Annotated in this window: 22 protein-coding genes; 14 read left to right on the forward strand and 8 right to left on the reverse strand. The window is 68.7% G+C overall.

What is annotated here, in order from left to right:
• Window positions 1–49: 49 nt before the first annotated feature.
• The gene (locus B0920_RS05930; RefSeq protein WP_179119101.1) at window positions 50–1,141 is read right to left on the reverse strand and encodes a mechanosensitive ion channel family protein; all 1,092 of its coding nucleotides are present in this window, start codon (window positions 1,139–1,141) and stop codon (window positions 50–52) included.
• Between the two features lie 130 nt (window positions 1,142–1,271).
• Here B0920_RS05930 and B0920_RS05935 point away from each other — a divergent pair, with 130 nt between their 5' ends.
• A complete protein-coding gene (locus B0920_RS05935; RefSeq protein WP_078033306.1) occupies window positions 1,272–1,697 on the forward strand; it encodes an NUDIX hydrolase in 426 nt (141 codons plus the stop codon).
• Between the two features lie 52 nt (window positions 1,698–1,749).
• Here B0920_RS05935 and B0920_RS05940 read toward each other — a convergent pair whose 3' ends face one another.
• Window positions 1,750–4,077: an ATP-binding protein gene (locus B0920_RS05940; protein ID WP_078031623.1), complete on the reverse strand. Its 2,328-nt coding sequence runs from the start codon at window positions 4,075–4,077 to the stop codon at window positions 1,750–1,752.
• 185 nt (window positions 4,078–4,262) lie between these two features.
• On the opposite strand from B0920_RS05940, the gene B0920_RS05945 reads away from it, so the two are divergent.
• On the forward strand, window positions 4,263–5,093 hold the full coding sequence (locus tag B0920_RS05945; RefSeq protein WP_078031624.1) for a phytanoyl-CoA dioxygenase family protein: 831 nt from the start codon (window positions 4,263–4,265) through the stop codon (window positions 5,091–5,093).
• A gap of 33 nt (window positions 5,094–5,126) precedes the next feature.
• Here B0920_RS05945 and B0920_RS05950 read toward each other — a convergent pair whose 3' ends face one another.
• The 4 genes from B0920_RS05950 to B0920_RS05965 all read right to left on the reverse strand — a co-directional run bounded on the left by B0920_RS05950 (window position 5,127) and on the right by B0920_RS05965 (window position 6,360).
• On the reverse strand, window positions 5,127–5,372 hold the full coding sequence (locus B0920_RS05950; RefSeq protein WP_078031625.1) for a hypothetical protein: 246 nt from the start codon (window positions 5,370–5,372) through the stop codon (window positions 5,127–5,129).
• Between the two features lie 65 nt (window positions 5,373–5,437).
• Window positions 5,438–5,707, reverse strand: a complete 270-nt coding sequence (locus B0920_RS05955) for a DUF5985 family protein (RefSeq protein ID WP_078031626.1) — start codon at window positions 5,705–5,707, stop codon at window positions 5,438–5,440.
• Between the two features lie 4 nt (window positions 5,708–5,711).
• Complete coding sequence (locus B0920_RS05960) at window positions 5,712–5,969, reverse strand: DUF5985 family protein (protein ID WP_078031627.1); 258 nt, start codon at window positions 5,967–5,969, stop codon at window positions 5,712–5,714.
• A gap of 1 nt (window position 5,970) precedes the next feature.
• A complete protein-coding gene (locus B0920_RS05965; protein WP_078031628.1) occupies window positions 5,971–6,360 on the reverse strand; it encodes a hypothetical protein in 390 nt (129 codons plus the stop codon).
• 167 nt (window positions 6,361–6,527) lie between these two features.
• Between B0920_RS05965 and B0920_RS05970 the strand changes: the two genes are divergently transcribed.
• The 5 genes from B0920_RS05970 to B0920_RS05990 all read left to right on the forward strand — a co-directional run bounded on the left by B0920_RS05970 (window position 6,528) and on the right by B0920_RS05990 (window position 11,281).
• A complete protein-coding gene (locus B0920_RS05970) occupies window positions 6,528–7,322 on the forward strand; it encodes a DNA/RNA non-specific endonuclease (protein WP_078031629.1) in 795 nt (264 codons plus the stop codon).
• On the forward strand, window positions 7,319–7,579 hold the full coding sequence (locus B0920_RS05975) for a hypothetical protein (RefSeq protein WP_078031630.1): 261 nt from the start codon (window positions 7,319–7,321) through the stop codon (window positions 7,577–7,579). Before B0920_RS05970 ends, B0920_RS05975 begins: the two co-directional genes overlap by 4 nt.
• Before the next feature lie 178 nt (window positions 7,580–7,757).
• Entirely contained in the window at window positions 7,758–9,221 is a 1,464-nt protein-coding gene (locus B0920_RS05980) for a YsnF/AvaK domain-containing protein (RefSeq protein ID WP_229455214.1), read from the forward strand.
• A 168-nt stretch (window positions 9,222–9,389) separates the two neighbouring features.
• The gene (locus B0920_RS05985; protein ID WP_078031632.1) at window positions 9,390–9,824 is read left to right on the forward strand and encodes a DUF2382 domain-containing protein; all 435 of its coding nucleotides are present in this window, start codon (window positions 9,390–9,392) and stop codon (window positions 9,822–9,824) included.
• Window positions 9,825–9,844: 20 nt separating this feature from the next.
• Window positions 9,845–11,281, forward strand: a complete 1,437-nt coding sequence (locus B0920_RS05990; RefSeq protein ID WP_143745664.1) for a hypothetical protein — start codon at window positions 9,845–9,847, stop codon at window positions 11,279–11,281.
• Between the two features lie 262 nt (window positions 11,282–11,543).
• Here the strand turns inward: B0920_RS05990 and B0920_RS05995 are convergent, their stop codons facing one another.
• A complete protein-coding gene (locus B0920_RS05995) occupies window positions 11,544–12,473 on the reverse strand; it encodes a diguanylate cyclase (RefSeq protein WP_078033307.1) in 930 nt (309 codons plus the stop codon).
• A gap of 205 nt (window positions 12,474–12,678) precedes the next feature.
• Window positions 12,679–13,212, reverse strand: a complete 534-nt coding sequence (locus tag B0920_RS06000) for a hypothetical protein (protein ID WP_143745665.1) — start codon at window positions 13,210–13,212, stop codon at window positions 12,679–12,681.
• 198 nt (window positions 13,213–13,410) lie between these two features.
• Between B0920_RS06000 and B0920_RS06005 the strand changes: the two genes are divergently transcribed.
• From B0920_RS06005 to B0920_RS06035, 7 genes are all read left to right on the forward strand, one after another.
• Window positions 13,411–13,860, forward strand: coding sequence for a hypothetical protein (locus tag B0920_RS06005; RefSeq protein ID WP_078031635.1), 450 nt, complete (start codon window positions 13,411–13,413; stop codon window positions 13,858–13,860).
• A gap of 194 nt (window positions 13,861–14,054) precedes the next feature.
• Entirely contained in the window at window positions 14,055–14,690 is a 636-nt protein-coding gene (gene queE, locus B0920_RS06010; RefSeq protein ID WP_078031636.1) for a 7-carboxy-7-deazaguanine synthase, read from the forward strand.
• 5 nt (window positions 14,691–14,695) lie between these two features.
• Window positions 14,696–15,142 carry a 6-carboxytetrahydropterin synthase QueD gene (queD, locus tag B0920_RS06015; RefSeq protein ID WP_078031637.1) on the forward strand — a complete coding sequence of 149 codons (447 nt, stop codon included), beginning with the start codon at window positions 14,696–14,698 and terminating at the stop codon, window positions 15,140–15,142.
• Entirely contained in the window at window positions 15,135–15,605 is a 471-nt protein-coding gene (tadA, locus tag B0920_RS06020) for a tRNA adenosine(34) deaminase TadA (RefSeq protein ID WP_078031638.1), read from the forward strand. The genes queD and tadA overlap by 8 nt, the downstream gene beginning before the upstream one ends.
• Window positions 15,606–15,782: 177 nt before the next feature.
• Window positions 15,783–16,709: an alpha/beta fold hydrolase gene (locus B0920_RS06025; protein ID WP_078031639.1), complete on the forward strand. Its 927-nt coding sequence runs from the start codon at window positions 15,783–15,785 to the stop codon at window positions 16,707–16,709.
• Window positions 16,706–17,623, forward strand: coding sequence for a muramoyltetrapeptide carboxypeptidase (ldcA, locus tag B0920_RS06030; protein WP_078031640.1), 918 nt, complete (start codon window positions 16,706–16,708; stop codon window positions 17,621–17,623). Before B0920_RS06025 ends, ldcA begins: the two co-directional genes overlap by 4 nt.
• Window positions 17,616–18,890 carry an FAD-binding oxidoreductase gene (locus tag B0920_RS06035; protein ID WP_078031641.1) on the forward strand — a complete coding sequence of 425 codons (1,275 nt, stop codon included), beginning with the start codon at window positions 17,616–17,618 and terminating at the stop codon, window positions 18,888–18,890. Before ldcA ends, B0920_RS06035 begins: the two co-directional genes overlap by 8 nt.
• The last annotated feature ends 91 nt before the right edge of the window (window positions 18,891–18,981 follow it).

The following is an 18,981-nucleotide window of genomic DNA, read 5'->3' on the forward strand; positions in this document are numbered from 1 at the left end:
GCACAGCCCCGGCCTCCAGCGACTGGCGCTTCGCCCGGACGTCACCGGTTCAATGCCGCAGGTGGCTCGCCTGCGGCATCGAATGGGGCAGCCAGCCGCCGGCCGGGTCGCTCGGCTCGGCCACCCGGACCACCGACAGCGGGTGGGCGAACTGGATGCGCTCGCGCTCGAAAGCTCGGTAGATCTCGAGCAGGATGGCCTGCTGGGCGTCCATGTGCAGGATGTAGTCCGGGCTCTTGAAGTGGTACACGATCTCGTAGTCCAGCGACCATTCGCCGTAGCGGAAGAAGTGGGTGCGCTCGAAGTCGACGTCGCTGCGTGCCGAGACGATCTCGCGCACCAGCTGGGGGATCAGGGCCAGCTTCTGGTCGCTGGTGCCGTAGGCCACGCGCAGCACGAAGGCCACGCGCCGCGACTGCATGCGCTTGTGGTTGTGGATGCGGCTCTTGAGCAGGTCGCCGTTCGAGAACACGATCTGCTCGCCGCCCAGGCCGCGCAGGCGGGTGGTCTTCAGGCCGATGTACTCGACCGCCCCAAGGGCGTCGCCGACGATGATGAAGTCGCCGATCTCGAAGGGTTTGTCGAGCATGATCGAGAGCGAGGCGAACAGGTCGCCCAGGATGTTCTGGGTCGCCAGCGCGACCGCGATGCCGCCGATCCCCAGGCTGGCCACCAGGGTGGTGATGTTGAAGCCGAAATTATCCAGCAACATCAGGAAGGCGACCGTCCACACCAGCAGGCGCAACATGAAGAAGAGGATGGTGGCCGAGGCCTTGCGGGCGCCGTCGCCCTGGGTCAGGAGCTGGGAGCGCCAGGCGCGCACCCCGGTGTCGCCCCAGATCCCGAGCTGCAGCAGCAGGGCGCCCACGGCCACCCGCGAAATCACCAGGCTGTAGCGGTCCGGCAGCACCACGAACAGGCTGCCCAGGTAGACGCCGATCGCCAGCAGGAACACCAGGTAGGTCTTGGCCAGCATCTTGGTGACGAAGTCGTCGAGCCGGGTGGCGGTGCGCTGCGACAGCGCGTGCATCCGGCGCAGCGCGAAGGCGCGGATGAACATCATCGCCGCCGTGCTCCCGATCGCGACTCCCAAGGCGATCAGCCAGTCTTCCACAGCATTTCCTGCAAACACCAAATCCATGCGAGACTCCTCTTGCAAGCAAACCGGACAAGCCTCCAGTGTGGGGGCCGGCGGCATCCGGGCGCGCACAATTGACAGTCGCCTTATACCGCCGATACATTGAACTTTTCCATCGTGCAGGCTTTTCGGAATGGGCAAATTCTCGGTTTCATGCGGTACCCTGGTCGTCAACCCGCGCGGCGAGCTGCTGCTATGCCACGTGACCGACACCCCGAAGTGGGACATCCCGAAGGGCTTGCGCGATCCCGGCGAGACCGAGCTGGAAGCGGCCATGCGCGAACTGCGTGAGGAAGCGGGGCTGGAATTCGCCGCCGGCGCCTTCCGCGACCTCGGCCCCTTCGACTACCGGCGCGACAAGCGGCTGCACCTGTTCATGGTGGAGAGCGGACCCGGGCTCGACAGCCTGGAGCGGCTGCACTGCACCAGCTTCTTTCCGCACCACGCGACCGGCGCGCCGACGCCGGAAATGGATGGCTACCGCTGGGCGGCGCGCAAGGACTTGCGCGCCCTGTGCTGGCCGCGCATGGGCGAGGTGCTGATGGGGATCGCCTGGTAGCGCTGAATGCCGGCAGTCCGGGCGGCGCGACTTCCTTGCGCCGGACGGGCCCCTACACCCGCGCCAGCACTTCCTGGATCGCGTCCAGGGTCGCGGGCTTGGTCAGGTGCATGTCGAACCCGGCCTGCGCCGTGCGTGTGCGGTCGGCTTCGGCGCCCCAGCCGGTGAGCGCCACCAGTTTGAGTCCCGCGTAGCGCGGGTCGGCGCGGATCGCGGCCGCCACCTCGTAGCCCGACAGGCCAGGCATGCCGAGGTCGAGGAACACCACCTGGGGCTGTAGTCCCGGCAGCATGCGCAGGGCCTGGTGGCCGTCGTTGGCCACCGGCGCGCTGTGGCCCAGCAGGTTGAGCAGGGCGGACAGGGTCTCGGCGGCGTCGCGGTTGTCGTCCACCACCAGCACGGTGAGGCCGCGTCCTTCCACCGCGGCGGCGTCGGCCGGCGCAGCGGGCGCCTCCGGCGCCGTGCCTGCCGCGCCGATCGGCAGGCGCACGGTGAACACGCTGCCGGCCTTGGTGCCGGCGCTGGCCGCCGTGACGCTGCCGCCGTGCAGTTCGACCAGGCTGCGCACCAGCGACAGCCCGATCCCCAGCCCGCCAGCCCCGCCACCCGGGTGCTGGCCCTGGCCGACCTGGGTGAACATCTGGAACACGTCCTCCAGCTTGTCCGGCGGGATGCCGATGCCGTTGTCCGATACGGCGATCACCGCCTGGGCGCCGTCGCGCTCCGCCGCCAGCACGATCTTGCCGCCGCGCGGCGTGTAGCGGGCGGCGTTGTTGAGCAGGTTGCTGACCACCTGGGTCAGGCGGGTGGGGTCGGCTTCCAGCAGCAGCGGCTCGCCCGGCAGGCGCAGGTCGAGGTGGTGGCGCGCCGCCTCGATCTGGGGCATGCTGGTCTCGACCGCCGACTGCAGCACGGCGGCCAGGTCGATGCGCTCGCGCTTGAGCTGGATCTGGCCGCGCGTGATCCGGGCCACGTCCAGCAGGTCGTCGACCAGGTGCACCAGGTGTCCGAGCTGACGCTCCATGATCTCGTGCACCCGCGCCACCGCCTGGGCGTCGTCCGGCGCGCGCCGGATCAGCTGCAGGCCGCTGCGGATCGGGGCCAGCGGATTGCGCAGCTCGTGGGCCAGGGTGGCCAGGAATTCGGTCTTGAGCCGGTTGGCTTCCGCCAGGTCGGCCGCCATCTTGCGCAGCGCCTCCTCGGAGCGGCGGCGGTCGGTGATGTCGGTGAACATGATCGCCACGCGCCGCGCTTCGGGCGGGTCGACCCGCGCCGCGTACACGTCGTACCAACGCCCCAGCTCGGCCACCTCGTTCACGAAACGCACCGGCTCGCCGGTCGCGGCGACCCGCCCATAGGTGTCGAACCAGTGTTGCTCGAGGCGCGGCACCAACTGGCGCGCGGTGCGGCCGACCACGTCGTGCAGGCCGGTGTGCTTGGTGAAGGCCGGATTGGCCTCGAGGAAGCGGTAGTCGCAGGGCTGGCCGGCGCTGTCGTAGAGGATCTCGGCCACGCACAAGCCCTCGTCGATCGAGTCGAACAGGGTGCGGTAGCGCTCCTCGGTCTGGCGCAGCTGCTGCTCGGCCTCGAACTGGCGGGTGGCGTCGATCACCACACCGCGCAGGCGCGCCGGATCGCCGCCCGGGTCGCGCTCGACCTGGCCGCGCGCGATCGCCCAGCGCCAGCCGCCCCCGGGCTGGCGGATGCGGAAGGTGGCGTGGTAGGCGCGGCCTGCCGCGGCCTGGGCCAGGTTGGCCTGGACGGTGGCCATGTCGTCCGGGTGCACGGCGGCCAGGTAGGCGGCGATCGGGGCGCCGTCGGCGCGCTGCGGGGCGACGCCGAACAGGGTCGCCATGCGCGCGTCGGCGCTCACGCGGTCGCTACGGATCTCCCAGGTGAACACGGCCAGTTCGGCGGCCGAGATGGTTGCCTCCAGGCGCGCGCGCGCGTCCATCAGGGCGCTCTCGGCGCGCTGGCGCTCGGTCAGGCTGTGGAAGGCGTCGATGTAGAAACGCGCCTTGGCGCGCAGGATGGCGGCCGACAGCGGCGCATGCAGCACGGCGATGGCGCCGGCCTCGTACAAGGCCTCGATGGACATCAGGGCCGGCTGCGGCAGGCCGAGGGCGATGATCGGCGTGTGCATCGAGCGCCGCCCGGCGCGCAAGCGGCGCACCGTCTCGAGCAGCAGGGCGCTGTCGCCGCACCAGCCGGCCAGGATCAGCGCGAAATCGTGCTCGCGCGCCTGGGCCAGCGCCGCTTCCAGGGTCTCGACGCGGAGGACCGCCTGGCCGAGCTCCTCCGACACCTGGCCCACCACCGGATCGATCTCGGGCAGGTTACAGACGAAGAGGACGGTTGGACGCGGGCTGGACAGGCTCATGACTTCGTGGCGCGCAAGGATTGCCAATGCGCCATACTTGTGGACTCCGTGACAATCTATGCGTGCCCCCTCTGGCTGTCAACGTCTTATTTTCGCCATTCATGACTGTGTGGCATCGCTATGTGGAAACGCCGGCGCTATATTGCGCTCCAGGTAAAACGCTCACACCAGGAGGAGATCAGATCATGGATGCACCCACCGTTGAACAAGTCGACGTCGCCGACATCATGCGCGGACTCTATGGCGACGGCATCATTGCCTGCCGCGGCGCCTTCGAGCGCGCCTGGGTCGAGCGCCTGGGCAGCGACATCGCCGGCCTGTTCGACGCCGCCCTCAAGCGCCCCGGCGGCGCGCTCGAGCGCGGCCCCAACCGCTATTACGTCGAGGTCCACCCGGAAAGCATCAGCGGCTTCGTCGACCTGGTGAGCCACCCCTGGGTGGTGGCGGTCTGCCGCGCCGTGCTGGGGCCGGACTACCGGATCGTCGAGATCGGCTTCGACGTCCCGGGCCCGGGCGCCATGCACCAGCCCTGGCACCGCGACTTCGCGGCGCCGCCTGAGACCACGGCCGGCCGGCGTCTCAGTTCGCTCGCCTTCAACATCACCACGGTCGACGTGGACGAGGAGATGGGACCCTTCGAGATCGCACCGGGCACCCAGTGGGACACCTGGCAAGGCGACCCGATGTTCCCGCCGAAGGAGTTGTACGCCCGCTACGAGGAAAAGCGCCAGCGAAAGCTGCCGCGCATGGGCGACATCTCGGCCCGTTCGGCGCTGACCATCCACCGCGGCACCGCCAACGTCTCGAACCGTTCGCGCCCGGTGCTGGTGCTCGGGGCCGACGCGCCCGACGCCACCAATGCGGTGAAGCACGACCTGCAGGTCTCGCGCGCCTTCTACGAGAGCCTGGCGCCGGACGTGGCGCGCCACCTGAATTGCCGCGTGGTCGAGCGGCTCGAGCCGATCCAGCAGGCCCATACGATCGACGGGCTCCTGATGGGCGTCACGATGGGCTGATCGCCGATCAGCCCTTGCGCCCGGTGCTTGCGCTCAGTCCTCCTTGTCGGGGACCGGCTGGGCGGGCACCGGGGTCTTGAGGGCGTCGGGGACGGCGTCGGCAATGCCGTTGGAAGGCATCTGGCCGACCCGGCGCGCTTCGTCGGAGTGCTGGTCGAGGCTGACTTCTTCCGCGACGTCGAAGCGGCCGTCCTCCGCGCCGCCTTCGCCGGGAAGCAGGTTCTCTGAGCGCTGGTCCTGGCCGCCGGCGGCCGGGCTTGCTTTGTTGGTGCCGGTCATGGTGTTCTCCTGGGTCGTTTGGGCTTGACCGATTATGGCCCAGGCCCTTCCACGGCGGGCGCACGCTACCGGCGTTCTTCCTTGCGCGGCAGGTTCTTCTCCAGGATCGCCCACAGGATCAGGCCATAGGCCAGCAGCCGGATCAGGTAGTGCAGCGGCGAGTCCTCGCCGCCGTGGTCACGGATGGTGGCGTAGACCCGGTGCGCGCCCTGGATCGCGAAGGACAGGGCGAACCACAGGAAGAAGCGGTCGCCCGAGCTGCGCCAGAAGCGCACGAAGAACAGGGCGATGGTCAGGAGCGCCATCGCGATCGCGCCGGCCAGGAGTTCGTTCATCGTCTCATTCCTTCTCGTAGATCAGGCCGTACAGCAGGAGCAGGCAGGCCACCAGGGCGCTGATCAGGCGCAGGGGCATGAAATCCACCGTGGGGTAGATCACCTTGTCCAGCAGCAGGAACAGGTTGTTGACCGTCATGACGGCGAAGCAGGAGCCGCTCCAGAACAGCAGGCGGTAACGGGTGCGCCGGTAGCTGGAAAACAGCAGCCAGGTACAGGCCAGCGAGGTGAGCATGCACAGCGAATAGATGAGTTCGCCCATGTCAGTCGTCCTTTCGGAACCGGAAGGCGTTGGCGAAGCGCTGGGCCTTGCGGTCGAGGGTGGAATGGATCAGGTTGGTGATCTCGACCAGGTGCCGGGCGTAGAACTCGGCCAGGAGGTCGATGCGCTCGCGCAGCAGTTCGCCGGGCGCGTAGCAGTAGGCATCCTGCTGCGGCGGATCGCAGCGGCGCGCGACGCCGGCCGTGCACAGCTCGTCGAGCAGGCCCTGGGCCACCTTGTCGCTGATGTAGAGCCGCCGCGCCAGCGTCTCGCCGCGCCAGGGTTCGCCGGGAGCGCCGCGCAGCAGCAGCAGCGCTTCCAGGAAGGGTACGGAGGGGATGCTCGTCAGCACGAAGCGCCGCAAGTCCTCCGGAATCGGCGGGTTGGTCATGCGCGTGTCATCTGTTTCCTAAAAGGAAATGTGTATTGAGAAGGCGAAAAGTTTAATGCATTCCAACCAGCAATGCATTCTCAATCGTGCGCACCTATTCCTGAGCTTTTTGGACGATGCTTGCTCTAAGCTAAAATGAGGCCCGTTCTTCCTTGAGCTTAAGCAACATGTTTCGTTCATTACTAGCCCGCATCGTCCTCGCGGGCGCCATGCTCGCCGCCGGCGCCGCACAGGCCGCGAGTTGCCCCGTCCATTACCTGGATGGGCGCGCACCCGAGATCCGCAATCCCAAGCTGGCCACCGCCACCCGCGAACTGTGCTACGGCGTGTTCGGCGTCATGCACTCGGGCGTGACACGCACGCCCTTGTGGTCGGCCGAATACCTCCGCGCCGACAACCTCGAGCGCGCCGAAGGCCTGGACCGCGACAACGCCTTTCACGCCGAGCCGCGCCTGCCCCAGGGCCAGCGCGCCGAACTGTCCGACTACGCGCGCAGCGGCTTCGACCGTGGCCACCTGGCGCCCAACGGCAACATGCCGGACCGCCGCACCCAGCGCGAAAGCTTCTCCCTGGCCAACATGGTGCCCCAGGACGGCGCGCACAATCGCCATATCTGGGCTCCGATCGAACAGGCGGTGCGCAAGATGGCCAGGCGCGAGGGCGAGCTCTACGTGATCACCGGTCCGGCCTTCCTCGGCACGAGCCTGCGCAAGGTCGGCAACGTGCTCGTGCCCAGCCATCTGTACAAGGTGGTGTACAGTCCCCGCCAGAAGGCGGCCGCCGCCTGGTTTGTCGAGAACCGCGGCGACGCGCCGATCCAGGTCATCCCGGTGGCCGAGCTGGAAAGGATCGTCGGCATCGAGCTGCTGCCCTCGCTGAGCCAGCAGCAGAAGGAGCGCATGCTGCGCCTGCCGAAGATCAAGCAGCGCAAGCCCCGCAACGCAAACCAGGAGCGCACATGACATCGAAGAAGAGCAGGTTCGACCCCTACGCCAACGAAGCCGACGTGCTCGAAGTCGGCAATCTGATGCTCGAGAACCGCGTCGACCGCGTCACCATCTCGGGCGACGTCGACCTCACCGCCGACCAGGCCGGCCTGGCCGATGCGCGCCGCCTGCACGCGGCCCTCGGCGCCATCGTGGCCGCGCTGGAAGGGCGCGAGCTTCCCGATCGCCTGCCGCCACCGGACGTCAAGACGGTCGACAATCCCTTCTCTTGAGCCGCGCGCGCGGCCGCGGTCACGCGTGCATCGCTGCCTTTGATTGTCGGGGGTCAATGGTGCGCGTGCCCCAACAGGTTTGGAGTAGTCTCGATCAGGATCGGCCCACGTTGGACGCGTAGGCCAATGACTGAATCGACCTCGCCGCGGCGAGGTCCCACCTGACGGAGGAACGACCATGCAACATACGCTTGTAGCCGTGTTCGACAACCAGACCGATGCGCAGAACGCGATGAACGAATTGCTGTCGTCGAACTTTTCGCGCGAGAACGTGCGCCTCTCCGGCGCGGACACCACCGGCATGACCGGCAGTTCCAGCACCGCATCCACCACCAGCACCAGCAGCACCGCCAGCACCAGCAGCGCCGACAGCGGCGAAGGCATCGGCGCCAGCATCAAGCACTTCTTCAGCGACCTGTTCGGCGACAACGACGACGATGCGCGCCATGTCAGCCGCTACCAGAGCGCGATCAGCGGCGGCCGCCACGTGCTCACCCTGACCGCCGACTCGCTGCCCGAGGTCGAGCGCGCCGCCGACATCGTCGAGCGCTACGGCCCGACCGATATCGACGAGCACTCGGACCGCACGGGCGCGATGGCCGGCGGCCTCAGCGGCGCAGCCATGAGCGGCGGCGCCGGCCTGCAGCAATCGACCTCGATGTCGGCCCAGTCGGCCAGCGCGCAGGGCAGCCTGCAACGCAGCGACTCGCTGCAGCGCGACACCGGCGCCCAGCTCAACACCACCCAGTCCATCCCGGTGGTGGAAGAACAGCTGAAAGTCGGCAAGCGTGAGGTCCAGCGCGGCGGCGTGCGCATCTACTCGCGCATCGTCGAGACCCCGGTCAACGAGACCATCGGCCTGCGCGAGGAACACGTGAACGTCCAGCGCCGTCCGGTCGACCAGCCGGTCAATCCGCTCGACGCGACCGCCTTCAAGGAACAGACCATCGAGATGCGCGAGACCGCCGAGGAAGCGGTCGTGCAAAAGAGCGCCCGTGTGGTCGAGGAAGTGACGATCGGCAAGCAGGTCGACCAGCGCCAGGAACAGATCCGCGATACGGTGCGCCGCACGGAGGTCGAGGTCGAGCAGCTCGGCGGCGTCGGTTCGCTGCGCGACGACGACAGCGACTTCCGCAGCCACTTCAACAGCAACTACAGCGGCAGCGGCGCCTCGTACGACGACTACGCCCCGGCCTACAGCTATGGTTCGCAGATGCGCGGCGACTCGCGCTACAGCGGTCGCCAGTGGGACGATGTCGAGAGCGACCTGCGCACCGACTGGGAATCGCGCAACGCCGGCGGCGCTTCGACCTGGGAGAAGACCAAGGCGGCCGTGCGTCGCGGCTGGGATCGCATGACGGACGACGATGACGATTCCTACTACCGCAACCACTACAGCAGCATGTTCGCCAGCGGTGGGGGCAGCTACGAGGATTACGCGCCGGCCTACCGCTACGGCACCCAGATGCGCGGCGACTCGCGCTACACCAGCCGCCAGTGGGACGAGGTGGAGCCCGAGCTGCGCAGCGACTGGGAAACCCGCAATGGCGGTGGCGGATCGACCTGGGAGCGCGTGAAGGCCGCGGTTCGCCACGGTTGGGATCGGATGACGGGAGACGCGCCCTCGGGACGCGGCTACTGAGCATCGGCCACAGGCTGAACGCTGAGCACGATGGCGCCTTCGGGCGCCATTTTTCTACGACCAAGCTCGAGATCCGAGGTCGGCGAACGACTGTCCAGTCGCGCGCCCGCGACATACGGATTGGAGTACATTCAAATCGACCGCCGAGCGATCGAAGGAGCCGAACTGATGTCCAGTAACAATGCTTCAAGCAGCCCGCAGGAAGTCACCACGATTCCGGTGAGCGAAGAGCGGCTCGAGGTGGGAACGCGGACCGTCGATACCGGCCGCGGCGTCAGGGTCCACAAGACCGTGACCGAGCAGCCGGTCAGCATCGACGAGACCTTGCTGCGCGAGGAAGTGGAGGTCCGGCGCGTGCCGGTCGACCGCATCGTCGCGTTGGAGGAAGCGCCCGCCAACCGCTATGAAGGCGAGACGCTGGTGGTGCCGGTCCTCGAGGAAGTGCTGGTGGTCGAACGCCGCCTGCGCATCAAGGAGGAACTGCACATCACCCGCACGCGGCGCGAGGAGCGCTACCACGAGCAGGCCGTGCTCAAAACCGAGCAGGTGAGCGTAGAACGCTTCGACGACGCCACCGGTGGGCCGCCGGCGGACCAACCCTGACCAGAATGGAGGAAACGACCATGCAACATACACTTGTAGCCGTGTTCGACAACCGGGCCGACGCGCAGAGCGCGATGAATGAATTGCTGTCGTCGGGATTCTCCAGTGGCGACGTGCGCCTGTCGAACGCCGACCCCACGGGCCAGACCGACAGCATCACCGGCGCCTCCGACATCGCGGGCGAGCGTGACATGACGGCCGACCGGGCTGGCGATGGCGGCGGGACCGGCATCGGCGCCAGCATCAAGCATTTCTTCAGCGACCTGTTCGGCAGCGACAACGACGAGCACGTCAGCCGCTACGAAGGCGCGGTGACGCGCGGCCACCACGTGCTGACCCTGACCGCCGTGTCGTTGGTGGAAGTGGAGCGCGCCGCCGACATCGTCGAGCGCTACGGCCCGACCGACATCGACGAGCAGGCCTCGCAGTTCGGCGACGTGCCTTCCGGCACCGAGGCGCTGCGCATGGGACACGGCAGCAGCATGGGCGGCGCGGCCATGTCGGCGCAGTCGGGCGGCGCTGGCCAGTCGCTGCAGGCGGGCGGCCAGCCGACCCTGGACAATCCGGGCGACCGCAAGCTCTTCCAGCAGCAGTCGCTGAACCAGGCCGAGCCGATGGGCACCACCTACCAGGAACCGATGGGCAAGAGCGGGCTCACCGCGACCGGCGGCACCTCGCTCCAGGGTTCGACCCTGCAGGAGAATTCGGTCCAGGCCTCGTCGCTCGACGGCACCCAGCAGACCGGGGTCGGCCTGGGCAGCTCCGGCATGCAGGGCGGGACCCTGCGCTCGCCCGACCAGGGCAGCGGCGCTTACCAGGGCGGCGGGCTGCAGGGCTCGCAGCAGCGCGACACCTCGGGCGCCGCGGCGTCCACGACGCCGGGCCAGCGTGCGGGCATGCGCATCTTCTCGCGCGACAATTCGGCTTCCAGCAGCACCGGCTCCGGCATGGACGACGACGTCTACTACCGCGACCACTACAGCAGCAACTACGCCGATTCCGGCAAGGACTACGACACCTACAAGTCCGCCTATACCTATGGCCGCGAAGCCTCGCGCAGCGAGCTCTATCGCAATCGCCCCTGGGACGAGGTGCAGCCGCAACTGCAGAGCGACTGGGACAGCCGCAACGCCTCCTCGGGCGCCGGTTCGACCTGGGAGAACATGAAGGACGCGGTGCGCCATGGCTGGAACCGGCTGACCGATGACGACGATGCCGCTTACCGCAAGCACTGGAGCGCAACCTATGGCGCGGACGCCGGTTCCTACGACGAGTACCGCCCGGCCTATTCCTACGGCGAGCAGATGCGCCGCAACGCCCGCTACAGCAATCGCCAGTGGGACGAGGCCGAGAGCGACCTGCGCATGGACTGGGAGAGCCGCAATCCGAACGGGCCCTCGACCTGGGAGAAGATGAAGTCGGCCGTGCGCCAGGGTTGGGACAAGATGACCACCTGATCCCTGGGCCGGCCGGCTCGCGTCGGGCCGGCCTGTTCCGGGCCGGTTTCCCGTCGAAGCGGCGCACGAACAAGCTCATCCCGGCGCAGGCCGGGGATCCGGTTTCCCGCGCGCGCCTCTCAGGCCCACAGTAGCGGTGGGCGAGCAAACTTGGATCCCGGCCTTCGCCGGGATGACGGTGTTTGATGGTGCGATTGTTTGAAGTCGCGGGCTTCGGTGCTCGGGCGTCGAGGCCGCGGCTTGCGTTTGGCGGGGCGGCCGACTAGGCGGCGTCGCCCATGGGCAGGCTGATGCGGTTGCGCCCGAGGTGCTTGGCGCGGTAGAGGGCGGCGTCGGCGATGGCGACCAGCTGGCTGGCCGTGTTGTCGGGTCCGGCGATGGCGGTGGCGGCGCCGATCGAGACCGTGACGTGCTTGCCGCCGCCGAAGCGGCAGGGCAGCTGGAGCTGCTCGACCCGCGCGCGGATGCGCTCGGCCACGATGGCCGCGCCCTTGAGCGACTGGTTGGGCAGGATCACCGCGAATTCCTCGCCGCCATAGCGCGCCACCAGGTCGTTGGCGCGCATCTCGCTGGCCACCGCCTTGGCCACCCGCTTCAGGCACTCGTCCCCGCCCAGGTGGCCGTGGGCGTCGTTATAGGCCTTGAAGTTGTCGACGTCGACCATCAGGAGGGACAGCGGCTGCTGCTGGCGCAGGGCGCGCGCCCATTCGGCGTGCAGGGTGTCGTCGAAGCAGCGGCGGTTGGCCAGTCCGGTGAGGCCGTCGCGCGTCGCCAACTGCTCCAGGGCGACTTGGGCCATCTTTTCGTCGGTGAGGTCGCGCAGGGTTTCCACCACGGCCGACAGGCGGCCGCCGGCGTCATAGATCGGGCTGGCGTCGGCCGCCAGGTAGCGGCGCCGGCCGGCGCGCGGCATGTCGCACCAGCTCTCCAGCGAGAGCACGGCCGGCGCGCCGGCCGCGCCCTCGGTGCGTGGATAGATCTGGGGCACGGCCTCGCGGCCGTCGTCCAGGCGCCGGCGCAGCACGAGGTCGGCCAGGGTAGGGCGCTCCTGCTCGTAGAAGCTGCGCCAATGCTCGCTGGTGCCCACCATCTCGCCGGCCGGGACGCCGGTCAGCTCCTCGCAGGCGCGGTTCCAGATCATGACCCGGGCGCGGGTATCCAGCACGAACACGGGCACCGACAGGCTCGCCATCAACTGGCCGACGAAGGCCGCGTCCTGCACCGGGGATGCCGGCGGCGGAAGCTGGAGTCCTGTCTGGATACCCGTTGTGCTGATCATGGCGGTCCTTTGCGTTCACAGCAACAGCCGAATGGCTGCTGACTGGAGGCAATTTTGCTACCGCCGAGGAAACGCCTCATTGATTTTCAGCAAGTGCCCTTGCCCGTGGAAAGGCCGCTCAGGCTGCCGCCTCCATCCTCTCGCGCGGGGCGGGCGGGGGCGGGGCCCGCCCACCCCTGGCGGCCGCGACGACCTGCAGGACGCCGTCGAGCTTCCTCAAGGCGTCCCCGAGGCGCTGGCCAGCTTCCGGCGAATCTCCGGCCAGGCTGTCGTGCAGTTGCGACAATTCGGTGCGCAGGGAAACCAGGCGCCGGACCAGGCGCGGATCCGGTGTGGCCCGTCCAGGAGCTGCCACGCCCAGCGGGGCCTCGTCGCGGCAGACCAGGCTGCACAGCAGCTCGTCCTGCTCGGCCAGGGCCTGGTCGGCCATCCAGCGCGCCTCGCGCTCGGTGGCGAGCTGAAGCGCAAGGGTGTGGGCGCATTCGGCGCTGGCCAGGCTGCGGCGCAAGAGTATGCAGGCCAGCATCAGTCCGGCCAGCGCGGTCAGGGCGCAAGCCAGCAACTCGGGCGCGAGACTGCGCAGCGGGAGCGGCATGGCCTGGGCCGGCGCCGCGCCGAACAGCATGGCTAGGAAAAGCGTGGATTTGTACATAGCTTCCTTCTGACCAGATTCGGAACTTTCCGTAGGAAGGTAGCGTCTTTATCTGAAAAGAATATTGCTGATGCTCAAGAACGGTGCAGGGGAGGGGCCGCCGGCGGTGCGTGTCCACGGCCACCGGAAAGCTTGTTGAAGATATAATTCCGCCGAGCCGGGTCCGCCCGTCCCGTCCACCCGAACCGCGAAAAGCCCATGAAAAAAGCCCTGTCCTTGTTGCTCCTGGTGTCCGGCGCCGCGCTGGCCGACGATGCCGCCGTCCTGAAATGCCGCGCCCTGGCCGATACCGCGAGCCGGCTGGCGTGCTACGACGCGATGCCCCTGGCGGCAGCCGGGGCACCGGCGGCGCGCAGCGAGGCCGCCGTCCAGCCCGAAGCACGCTTCGGCCTGGCCGCTGCTCCCAAGCCGGTCAAGGACAAGGGACCGAAGATGATCCGCAGCACCGTGGCCGGCGCCTTCGAGGGCTGGTCGCCGGGCACCCGCATCGAGCTGGCCAATGGCCAGGTCTGGCGCGTCACCGAAGGCGAGGCGGTCCTGCCGCAAATGAACAATCCTCAGGTCGAGATCTCGCGCGGGGCGCTCGGCGGCTACCTGCTCCAGGTCGGCGGCTACGCCAGCACCGCGCGCGTCGCCCGCATCCAGTAAGCCAGGCCTCGCGCGACGGGCCGCCCCTTGGTGGGCGGCGGCGCTCTTCCTCCACGAACACGCCTGCAGCCAGCGCCCCCGGTCAAGGACCGGGCGAGGGCGCTGTCGCCTTTCCTACGGACCGCAAGCGGCCGGCCGGGGGCTGCGGATTGCGCCGCAGCACGCTATAATGGAAGGTTGACGAGAGGCTTACCGTGACTTACAGCATCAAAGAAATCTTCTACACCCTGCAGGGCGAAGGCGCCCATGCGGGGCGCCCGGCCGTATTCTGCCGTTTCTCGGGCTGCAACCTGTGGACCGGCCGCGAGCAGGATCGCGCCAGCGCGGTGTGCAGCTTCTGCGATACCGATTTCGTCGGCACCGACGGCGAGCGCGGCGGCAAGTTCAAGGACGCCGAGGCCCTGGCCGCCGAGATCGACAGCCTGTGGCCGGCCAGCTACACCCCCAGCAAATACGTGGTCTTCACCGGCGGCGAGCCGCTGCTGCAGCTGGACGCGGCCCTGATCGCCGCCATGCACGCGCATGGCTTCACCATCGCCATCGAGACCAACGGCACCCTGCCGGTGCCGGAAGGCGTGGACTGGGTGTGCGTGAGTCCGAAGATGGGCTCCACCCTGGTGGTCGAGAAAGGCAACGAGATCAAGGTCGTGATCCCGCAGGCGAACCAGGACCTGGCCGCCTACGAGCGCCTCGATTTCGAGAACTTCTACGTGCAGCCGATGGACGGCCCCCTGGCCGCCCACAACACGCGCCTGGCGATCGAGACCTGCCGGCGCAACCCCAAGTGGAAGCTCAGCCTCCAGACCCATAAACTCCTCCAGATTCCCTAAGCGCGATGCTGACCATTACCCGTAAACTGGAATTCGATGCCGGCCACCGGATTCCCGACCACAAGAGCCAGTGCCGCAACCTGCACGGCCACCGCTACACCCTCGAGATCACCCTGACCGGCGAAGTGATCGACGCCGACGGCAATTCCGACAACGGCATGATCATGGACTTCTCGGACGTCAAGGCGCTCGCCAAGCAGCACCTGGTCGACGTCTGGGACCATGCCTTCCTGGTCTACGAGAAGGACGAGAAGGTGCGCGACTTCCTGGCCTCGCTCCCTGGCCACAAGACCGTCGTGATCGACCGCATCCCGACCGTGGAAAACCTGGCCCAGGTGGCCTTCGGCATCCTCAAGACCGTGTTCACGGACCGCTACGGCACCGGCCTGCGCCTGCACAAGCTGGTGCTGCACGAGACCCCCAACTGCTGGGCCGAGATCGTCGATGCCTGATCGTTACATGGGGCTGGCCCTGCTCGAGGCGCGCAAGGCCTGGGAGCAGGGCGAGGTGCCGGTCGGCGCGGTGGTGGTGCGGGACGGCGAGGTGATCGCCACCGGCTACAACCAGCCGATCGGACGCCACGACCCCACCGCCCACGCCGAGATCATGGCCCTGCGCGCGGCCGCCGAAAAACTCGGCAACTACCGCCTGCCGGGCTGCGAGCTCTACGTGACCCTGGAGCCCTGCATCATGTGCTCCGGCGCCATGATGCATGCGCGCCTGGCGCGGGTGGTGTACGCCGCGGACGACCCCAAGACCGGCGCCTGCGGTTCGGTCCTCGACGTGTTCGCACAGGAGCGGCTGAATCACCATACCGAGGTGGTCAAAGGGGTGCTGGCCGAGGAGGCGAGCGCGCTCCTGAAAGCCTTCTTCGCCGAACGCCGCGCCCTGGCGCGCAAGACGCCCGCCGCCTGACCCGCCGCCCCGGCGGCGGCCGCTTCCTGCCGGTCCCGCGCCGGCGTTTGTCCGGCATGAGCGCCGCCGCCCTGGCGAAAGTGTTATGCTGATTCCACGCCGTCCCGCACGGCCACAGGAGAATCCGCTTAACCCAAGCAATGGCGCCCCACACACCCGGCGCCGACCGACTCAGCCATGCCGACTCTCAACGCCAACGGACTGCGCATCGCCTTCGACACCGCGGGCGACCCCAAATCCGTGCCCCTGCTGCTGGTGCACGGGCTGGGCATGCAGCTCACCGCCTGGCCCGAGGAATTCGTCGACGGCCTGGTGGAGCTCGGTTTCTACGTGATCCGCTTCGACCACCGCGACAGCGGCCTGTCGACCAAGTTCGAGCAGGCCGGCACGCCTCACCTGGGGCTGGCCCGTCTCAAGGCCCGCCTCGGCTGGCGCCTGCACCCGCCCTACACGCTGGAAGACATGGCCGAGGACGCCCTCGGCGTGCTCTCGGCCCTGGGCGTGGCGCGCGCCCACGTGGTCGGCGTGGCGATGGGCGGCATGGTGGCGCAGATCCTCGCCGCCCAGCATCCGCAGCGGGTCTTGAGTTTGACCTCGATCATGTCCAGCAGCGGTCGGCGCGGCCTGCCGGGGCCCACGCCCGTCGTGCGCAAGGCGCTGGCGCGCAAGCCCGCCAACAGCGCCGACATCGGCAGCGTCATCGAGCATGCCGTGGGCCTGATGCGGGCTATCGGCAGCCCGGCCTATCCCACTCCCGAAAAGACCCTGCGCAAGCGCCTCGCCCGCTCCCTAAGGCGAAGCTATTGCCCGAGCGGCATGGCGCGCCAAATGCTGGCGGTGACGGCCTCGGGCGACCGCAGCGCCTTGCTGCGTGCGATCAGCGCGCCCACTCTGGTCATCCACGGCGCCGCCGATCCGCTGGTGCCGCCCGCCTGCGGCGAAGACACCGCCCGCCAGGTCCCCGGCGCGCGCCTGGAAATCATCGAGGGCATGGGCCACGACCTGCCGCCGCAGCTGGCGGAGCGCCTGCTTGCCTTGATCGACGCCCATGCGCGGGGTAAGATGTTGCCAGACTCAACACCGCGCCTCTTCGTCAAACAGTGATCACCCCGAACATCGGCATCGCCATCGTGGCGCCGGGCGGCTACACGCCCGATCCCACGTCCGTCGAGCGCGCCATCGCGCGCCTCGAAGCCCAGGGCCACCTGGTCCACAACTATTACGATCACGGGGCGATCCATCAGCGCTTCGGCGGCACCGACGAGGCCCGCCTGGCCCAGCTCCATGCGGCGGTGCGCGATCCGGACATCCAGCTGATCGTCGCCCTGCGCGGCGCCTACGGCATGACCCGGCTGCTGCCCGACATCGACTTCGAGGCCATCGCCGCCAGCGGCAAGATCGTGGTCGGCTTTTCCGATGTCACCGCCTTGCAGATGGGCCTCTACCGGGCCACCGGCGCCCTGAGCTATGCCGGGCCGATGATCGCGGGCGACTTCGGCGCGCGCGAACCGGTGGCCTTCACCCTCGAGGATTTCTGGTCCTGTCTGGCCGGCCCGACCCACACCATCCGCGAACAGGCGGCCGGCAATCCGGCGCTGGACCTGCGCGGCACGGTCTGGGGCGGCAACCTGGCGATGATCGTCTCGCTGCTCGGCACGCCGTACTTCCCCGAGATCGAGGGGGGCATCCTCTACCTCGAGGACATCAACGAGCATCCTTTCCGCATCGAGCGCATGCTGCTGCAACTGCAGCAGGCCGGCGTGCTCGAGCGCCAGCGCGCCGTGCTGCTGGGCGATTTTTCCGGCTACAAGCTGGCGCCGACCGACAACGGCTACGACTTCGACAGCATGCTGGCCTATGTGCGCGGCAAGCTGGCGGTGCCGGTGCTGACCGGGCTTAGCTTCGGACACGGTCCCCGCCGGGTGACCATCCCCTTCGGCGCCCAGGGCCGGCTGCTGTCCGACGCCGCCGGCTTCACCCTCACGCTGTCGGATTATCCGACCCTGCGACGTGCCTGAGCGCCTCAGCGCACACACCTACTACCGGGCGAGCTGCTCGCCCGACACCTACCCAGCCTTGTCCGGCGCGCGCGAGTGCGCCGTCTGCATCATCGGCGCCGGCTTCGCCGGCCTGGGCACCGCCATGTCGCTGGCCGAGCGCGGCGAGCGCGACGTGGTCGTGCTCGAGGCGGAGGAGGTCGGCCACGGCGCTTCCGGCCGCAATGGCGGCTTCGTGTTCGGCGGTTTTTCGCTGGGCGAGCGGGCCCTGCAGCGCAGCGCCGGGCGGTCCGCGCGCCGGCTGTACGGCGACACCCTGGCCGCCGTGAACCTGATCCGCAAGCGCATCGCCCGCCACGAGATCGACTGCGACGTGCAGGAAAGCGGGGTGATCCTGGCCAACTGGTTCGACGACGACCGCATCCTGCTGGAGCAGCAGCGCTTCATGGCCGAGCACATGGGCGTCGAATGGCGCCACATCGGCCGCGCCGAGCTGGCCGACCAGCTGCGCACCACACGCTACCGGGGCGGGCTGTTCGAGCCGGACGCCTTCCACTTCCATCCGCTGCGCTACGCCCAGGGCCTGGCGCGCACCCTGGCGCGCCAGGGCGTGGCGATCCACGAGCACAGCCGTGTCACGGGCCTGAAGCGCACCCAAGGCGGCTGGCTGGTCTCGACCGGCCACGGTACGGTGTCCGCGCGCGAGGTGGTGGTGTGCTGCGGCGGCTACCTGGCCAGCCTGCACCGCCGCCTGCGCGCCGCCATCCTGCCGATCGCCACTTACGTGATGAGCACCGAGCCGCTGGGCGAACGCCTGGCCTCCAGCATCCGCACCCGGGCGGCGGTCTACGACACCCGCTTCGCCTTCGATTATTACCGCGTGCTGCCCGATACCCGGCTGCTGTGGGGCGGCCGGATCTCGATCCTGCACCGCTCGCCGCGCGCGGTCGCCCGACTGCTGTACGGCGACATGCTGCGGGTCTATCCCCAGCTCGCGGGCCTGCGGGTGGAACACGCCTGGAGCGGCCTGATGAGTTATGCGCGCCACAAGATGCCCCAGGTCGGCCGTTTGCCGGACGGCTTGTGGTACGGCATGGGCTTCGGCGGCCACGGCGTGGCCCCGACCACCCTGGCGGGCGAGCTGCTGGGCGGCGCCCTGACCGGCGAGCCGGGCCCGCTGCGCCAGTACGCACGCTGGGGCTTGCCCTGGACCGGTGGCCCGGCCGGACTGGCCGCGGCCCAGGCCACCTACTGGTATTACGGCCTGCGCGACCTGCTGCGCCGCTGAGTAGGCTGGCCGCCACGCCCCCTGCTAGGCCAGGAGGGGCGGCCGATGGTAAAATAGCCGGTTAATGTAAAGCGCGGGCAAATCTCGCGCA

Origin of the sequence: Massilia sp. KIM (genome assembly GCF_002007115.1) — a bacterium.
Taxonomy (GTDB): Bacteria; Pseudomonadota; Gammaproteobacteria; order Burkholderiales; family Burkholderiaceae_D; genus Telluria.

Excerpts from the sequence above, each read along its gene's own strand:
- B0920_RS05930 (WP_179119101.1), bottom strand. The coding sequence starts at position 1,141 with ATGGATTTGGTGTTTGCAGGAAATGCTGTGGAAGACTGGCTGATCGCC.
- B0920_RS05935 (WP_078033306.1), top strand. The coding sequence starts at position 1,272 with ATGGGCAAATTCTCGGTTTCATGCGGTACCCTGGTCGTCAACCCGCGC.
- B0920_RS05940 (WP_078031623.1), bottom strand. The coding sequence starts at position 4,077 with ATGAGCCTGTCCAGCCCGCGTCCAACCGTCCTCTTCGTCTGTAACCTG.
- B0920_RS05945 (WP_078031624.1), top strand. The coding sequence starts at position 4,263 with ATGGATGCACCCACCGTTGAACAAGTCGACGTCGCCGACATCATGCGC.
- B0920_RS05950 (WP_078031625.1), bottom strand. The coding sequence starts at position 5,372 with ATGACCGGCACCAACAAAGCAAGCCCGGCCGCCGGCGGCCAGGACCAG.
- B0920_RS05955 (WP_078031626.1), bottom strand. The coding sequence starts at position 5,707 with ATGAACGAACTCCTGGCCGGCGCGATCGCGATGGCGCTCCTGACCATC.
- B0920_RS05960 (WP_078031627.1), bottom strand. The coding sequence starts at position 5,969 with ATGGGCGAACTCATCTATTCGCTGTGCATGCTCACCTCGCTGGCCTGT.
- B0920_RS05965 (WP_078031628.1), bottom strand. The coding sequence starts at position 6,360 with ATGACCAACCCGCCGATTCCGGAGGACTTGCGGCGCTTCGTGCTGACG.
- B0920_RS05970 (WP_078031629.1), top strand. The coding sequence starts at position 6,528 with ATGTTTCGTTCATTACTAGCCCGCATCGTCCTCGCGGGCGCCATGCTC.
- B0920_RS05975 (WP_078031630.1), top strand. The coding sequence starts at position 7,319 with ATGACATCGAAGAAGAGCAGGTTCGACCCCTACGCCAACGAAGCCGAC.
- B0920_RS05980 (WP_229455214.1), top strand. The coding sequence starts at position 7,758 with ATGCAACATACGCTTGTAGCCGTGTTCGACAACCAGACCGATGCGCAG.
- B0920_RS05985 (WP_078031632.1), top strand. The coding sequence starts at position 9,390 with ATGTCCAGTAACAATGCTTCAAGCAGCCCGCAGGAAGTCACCACGATT.
- B0920_RS05990 (WP_143745664.1), top strand. The coding sequence starts at position 9,845 with ATGCAACATACACTTGTAGCCGTGTTCGACAACCGGGCCGACGCGCAG.
- B0920_RS05995 (WP_078033307.1), bottom strand. The coding sequence starts at position 12,473 with ATGGCGAGCCTGTCGGTGCCCGTGTTCGTGCTGGATACCCGCGCCCGG.
- B0920_RS06000 (WP_143745665.1), bottom strand. The coding sequence starts at position 13,212 with ATGTACAAATCCACGCTTTTCCTAGCCATGCTGTTCGGCGCGGCGCCG.
- B0920_RS06005 (WP_078031635.1), top strand. The coding sequence starts at position 13,411 with ATGAAAAAAGCCCTGTCCTTGTTGCTCCTGGTGTCCGGCGCCGCGCTG.
- queD (WP_078031637.1), top strand. The coding sequence starts at position 14,696 with ATGCTGACCATTACCCGTAAACTGGAATTCGATGCCGGCCACCGGATT.
- tadA (WP_078031638.1), top strand. The coding sequence starts at position 15,135 with ATGCCTGATCGTTACATGGGGCTGGCCCTGCTCGAGGCGCGCAAGGCC.
- B0920_RS06025 (WP_078031639.1), top strand. The coding sequence starts at position 15,783 with ATGCCGACTCTCAACGCCAACGGACTGCGCATCGCCTTCGACACCGCG.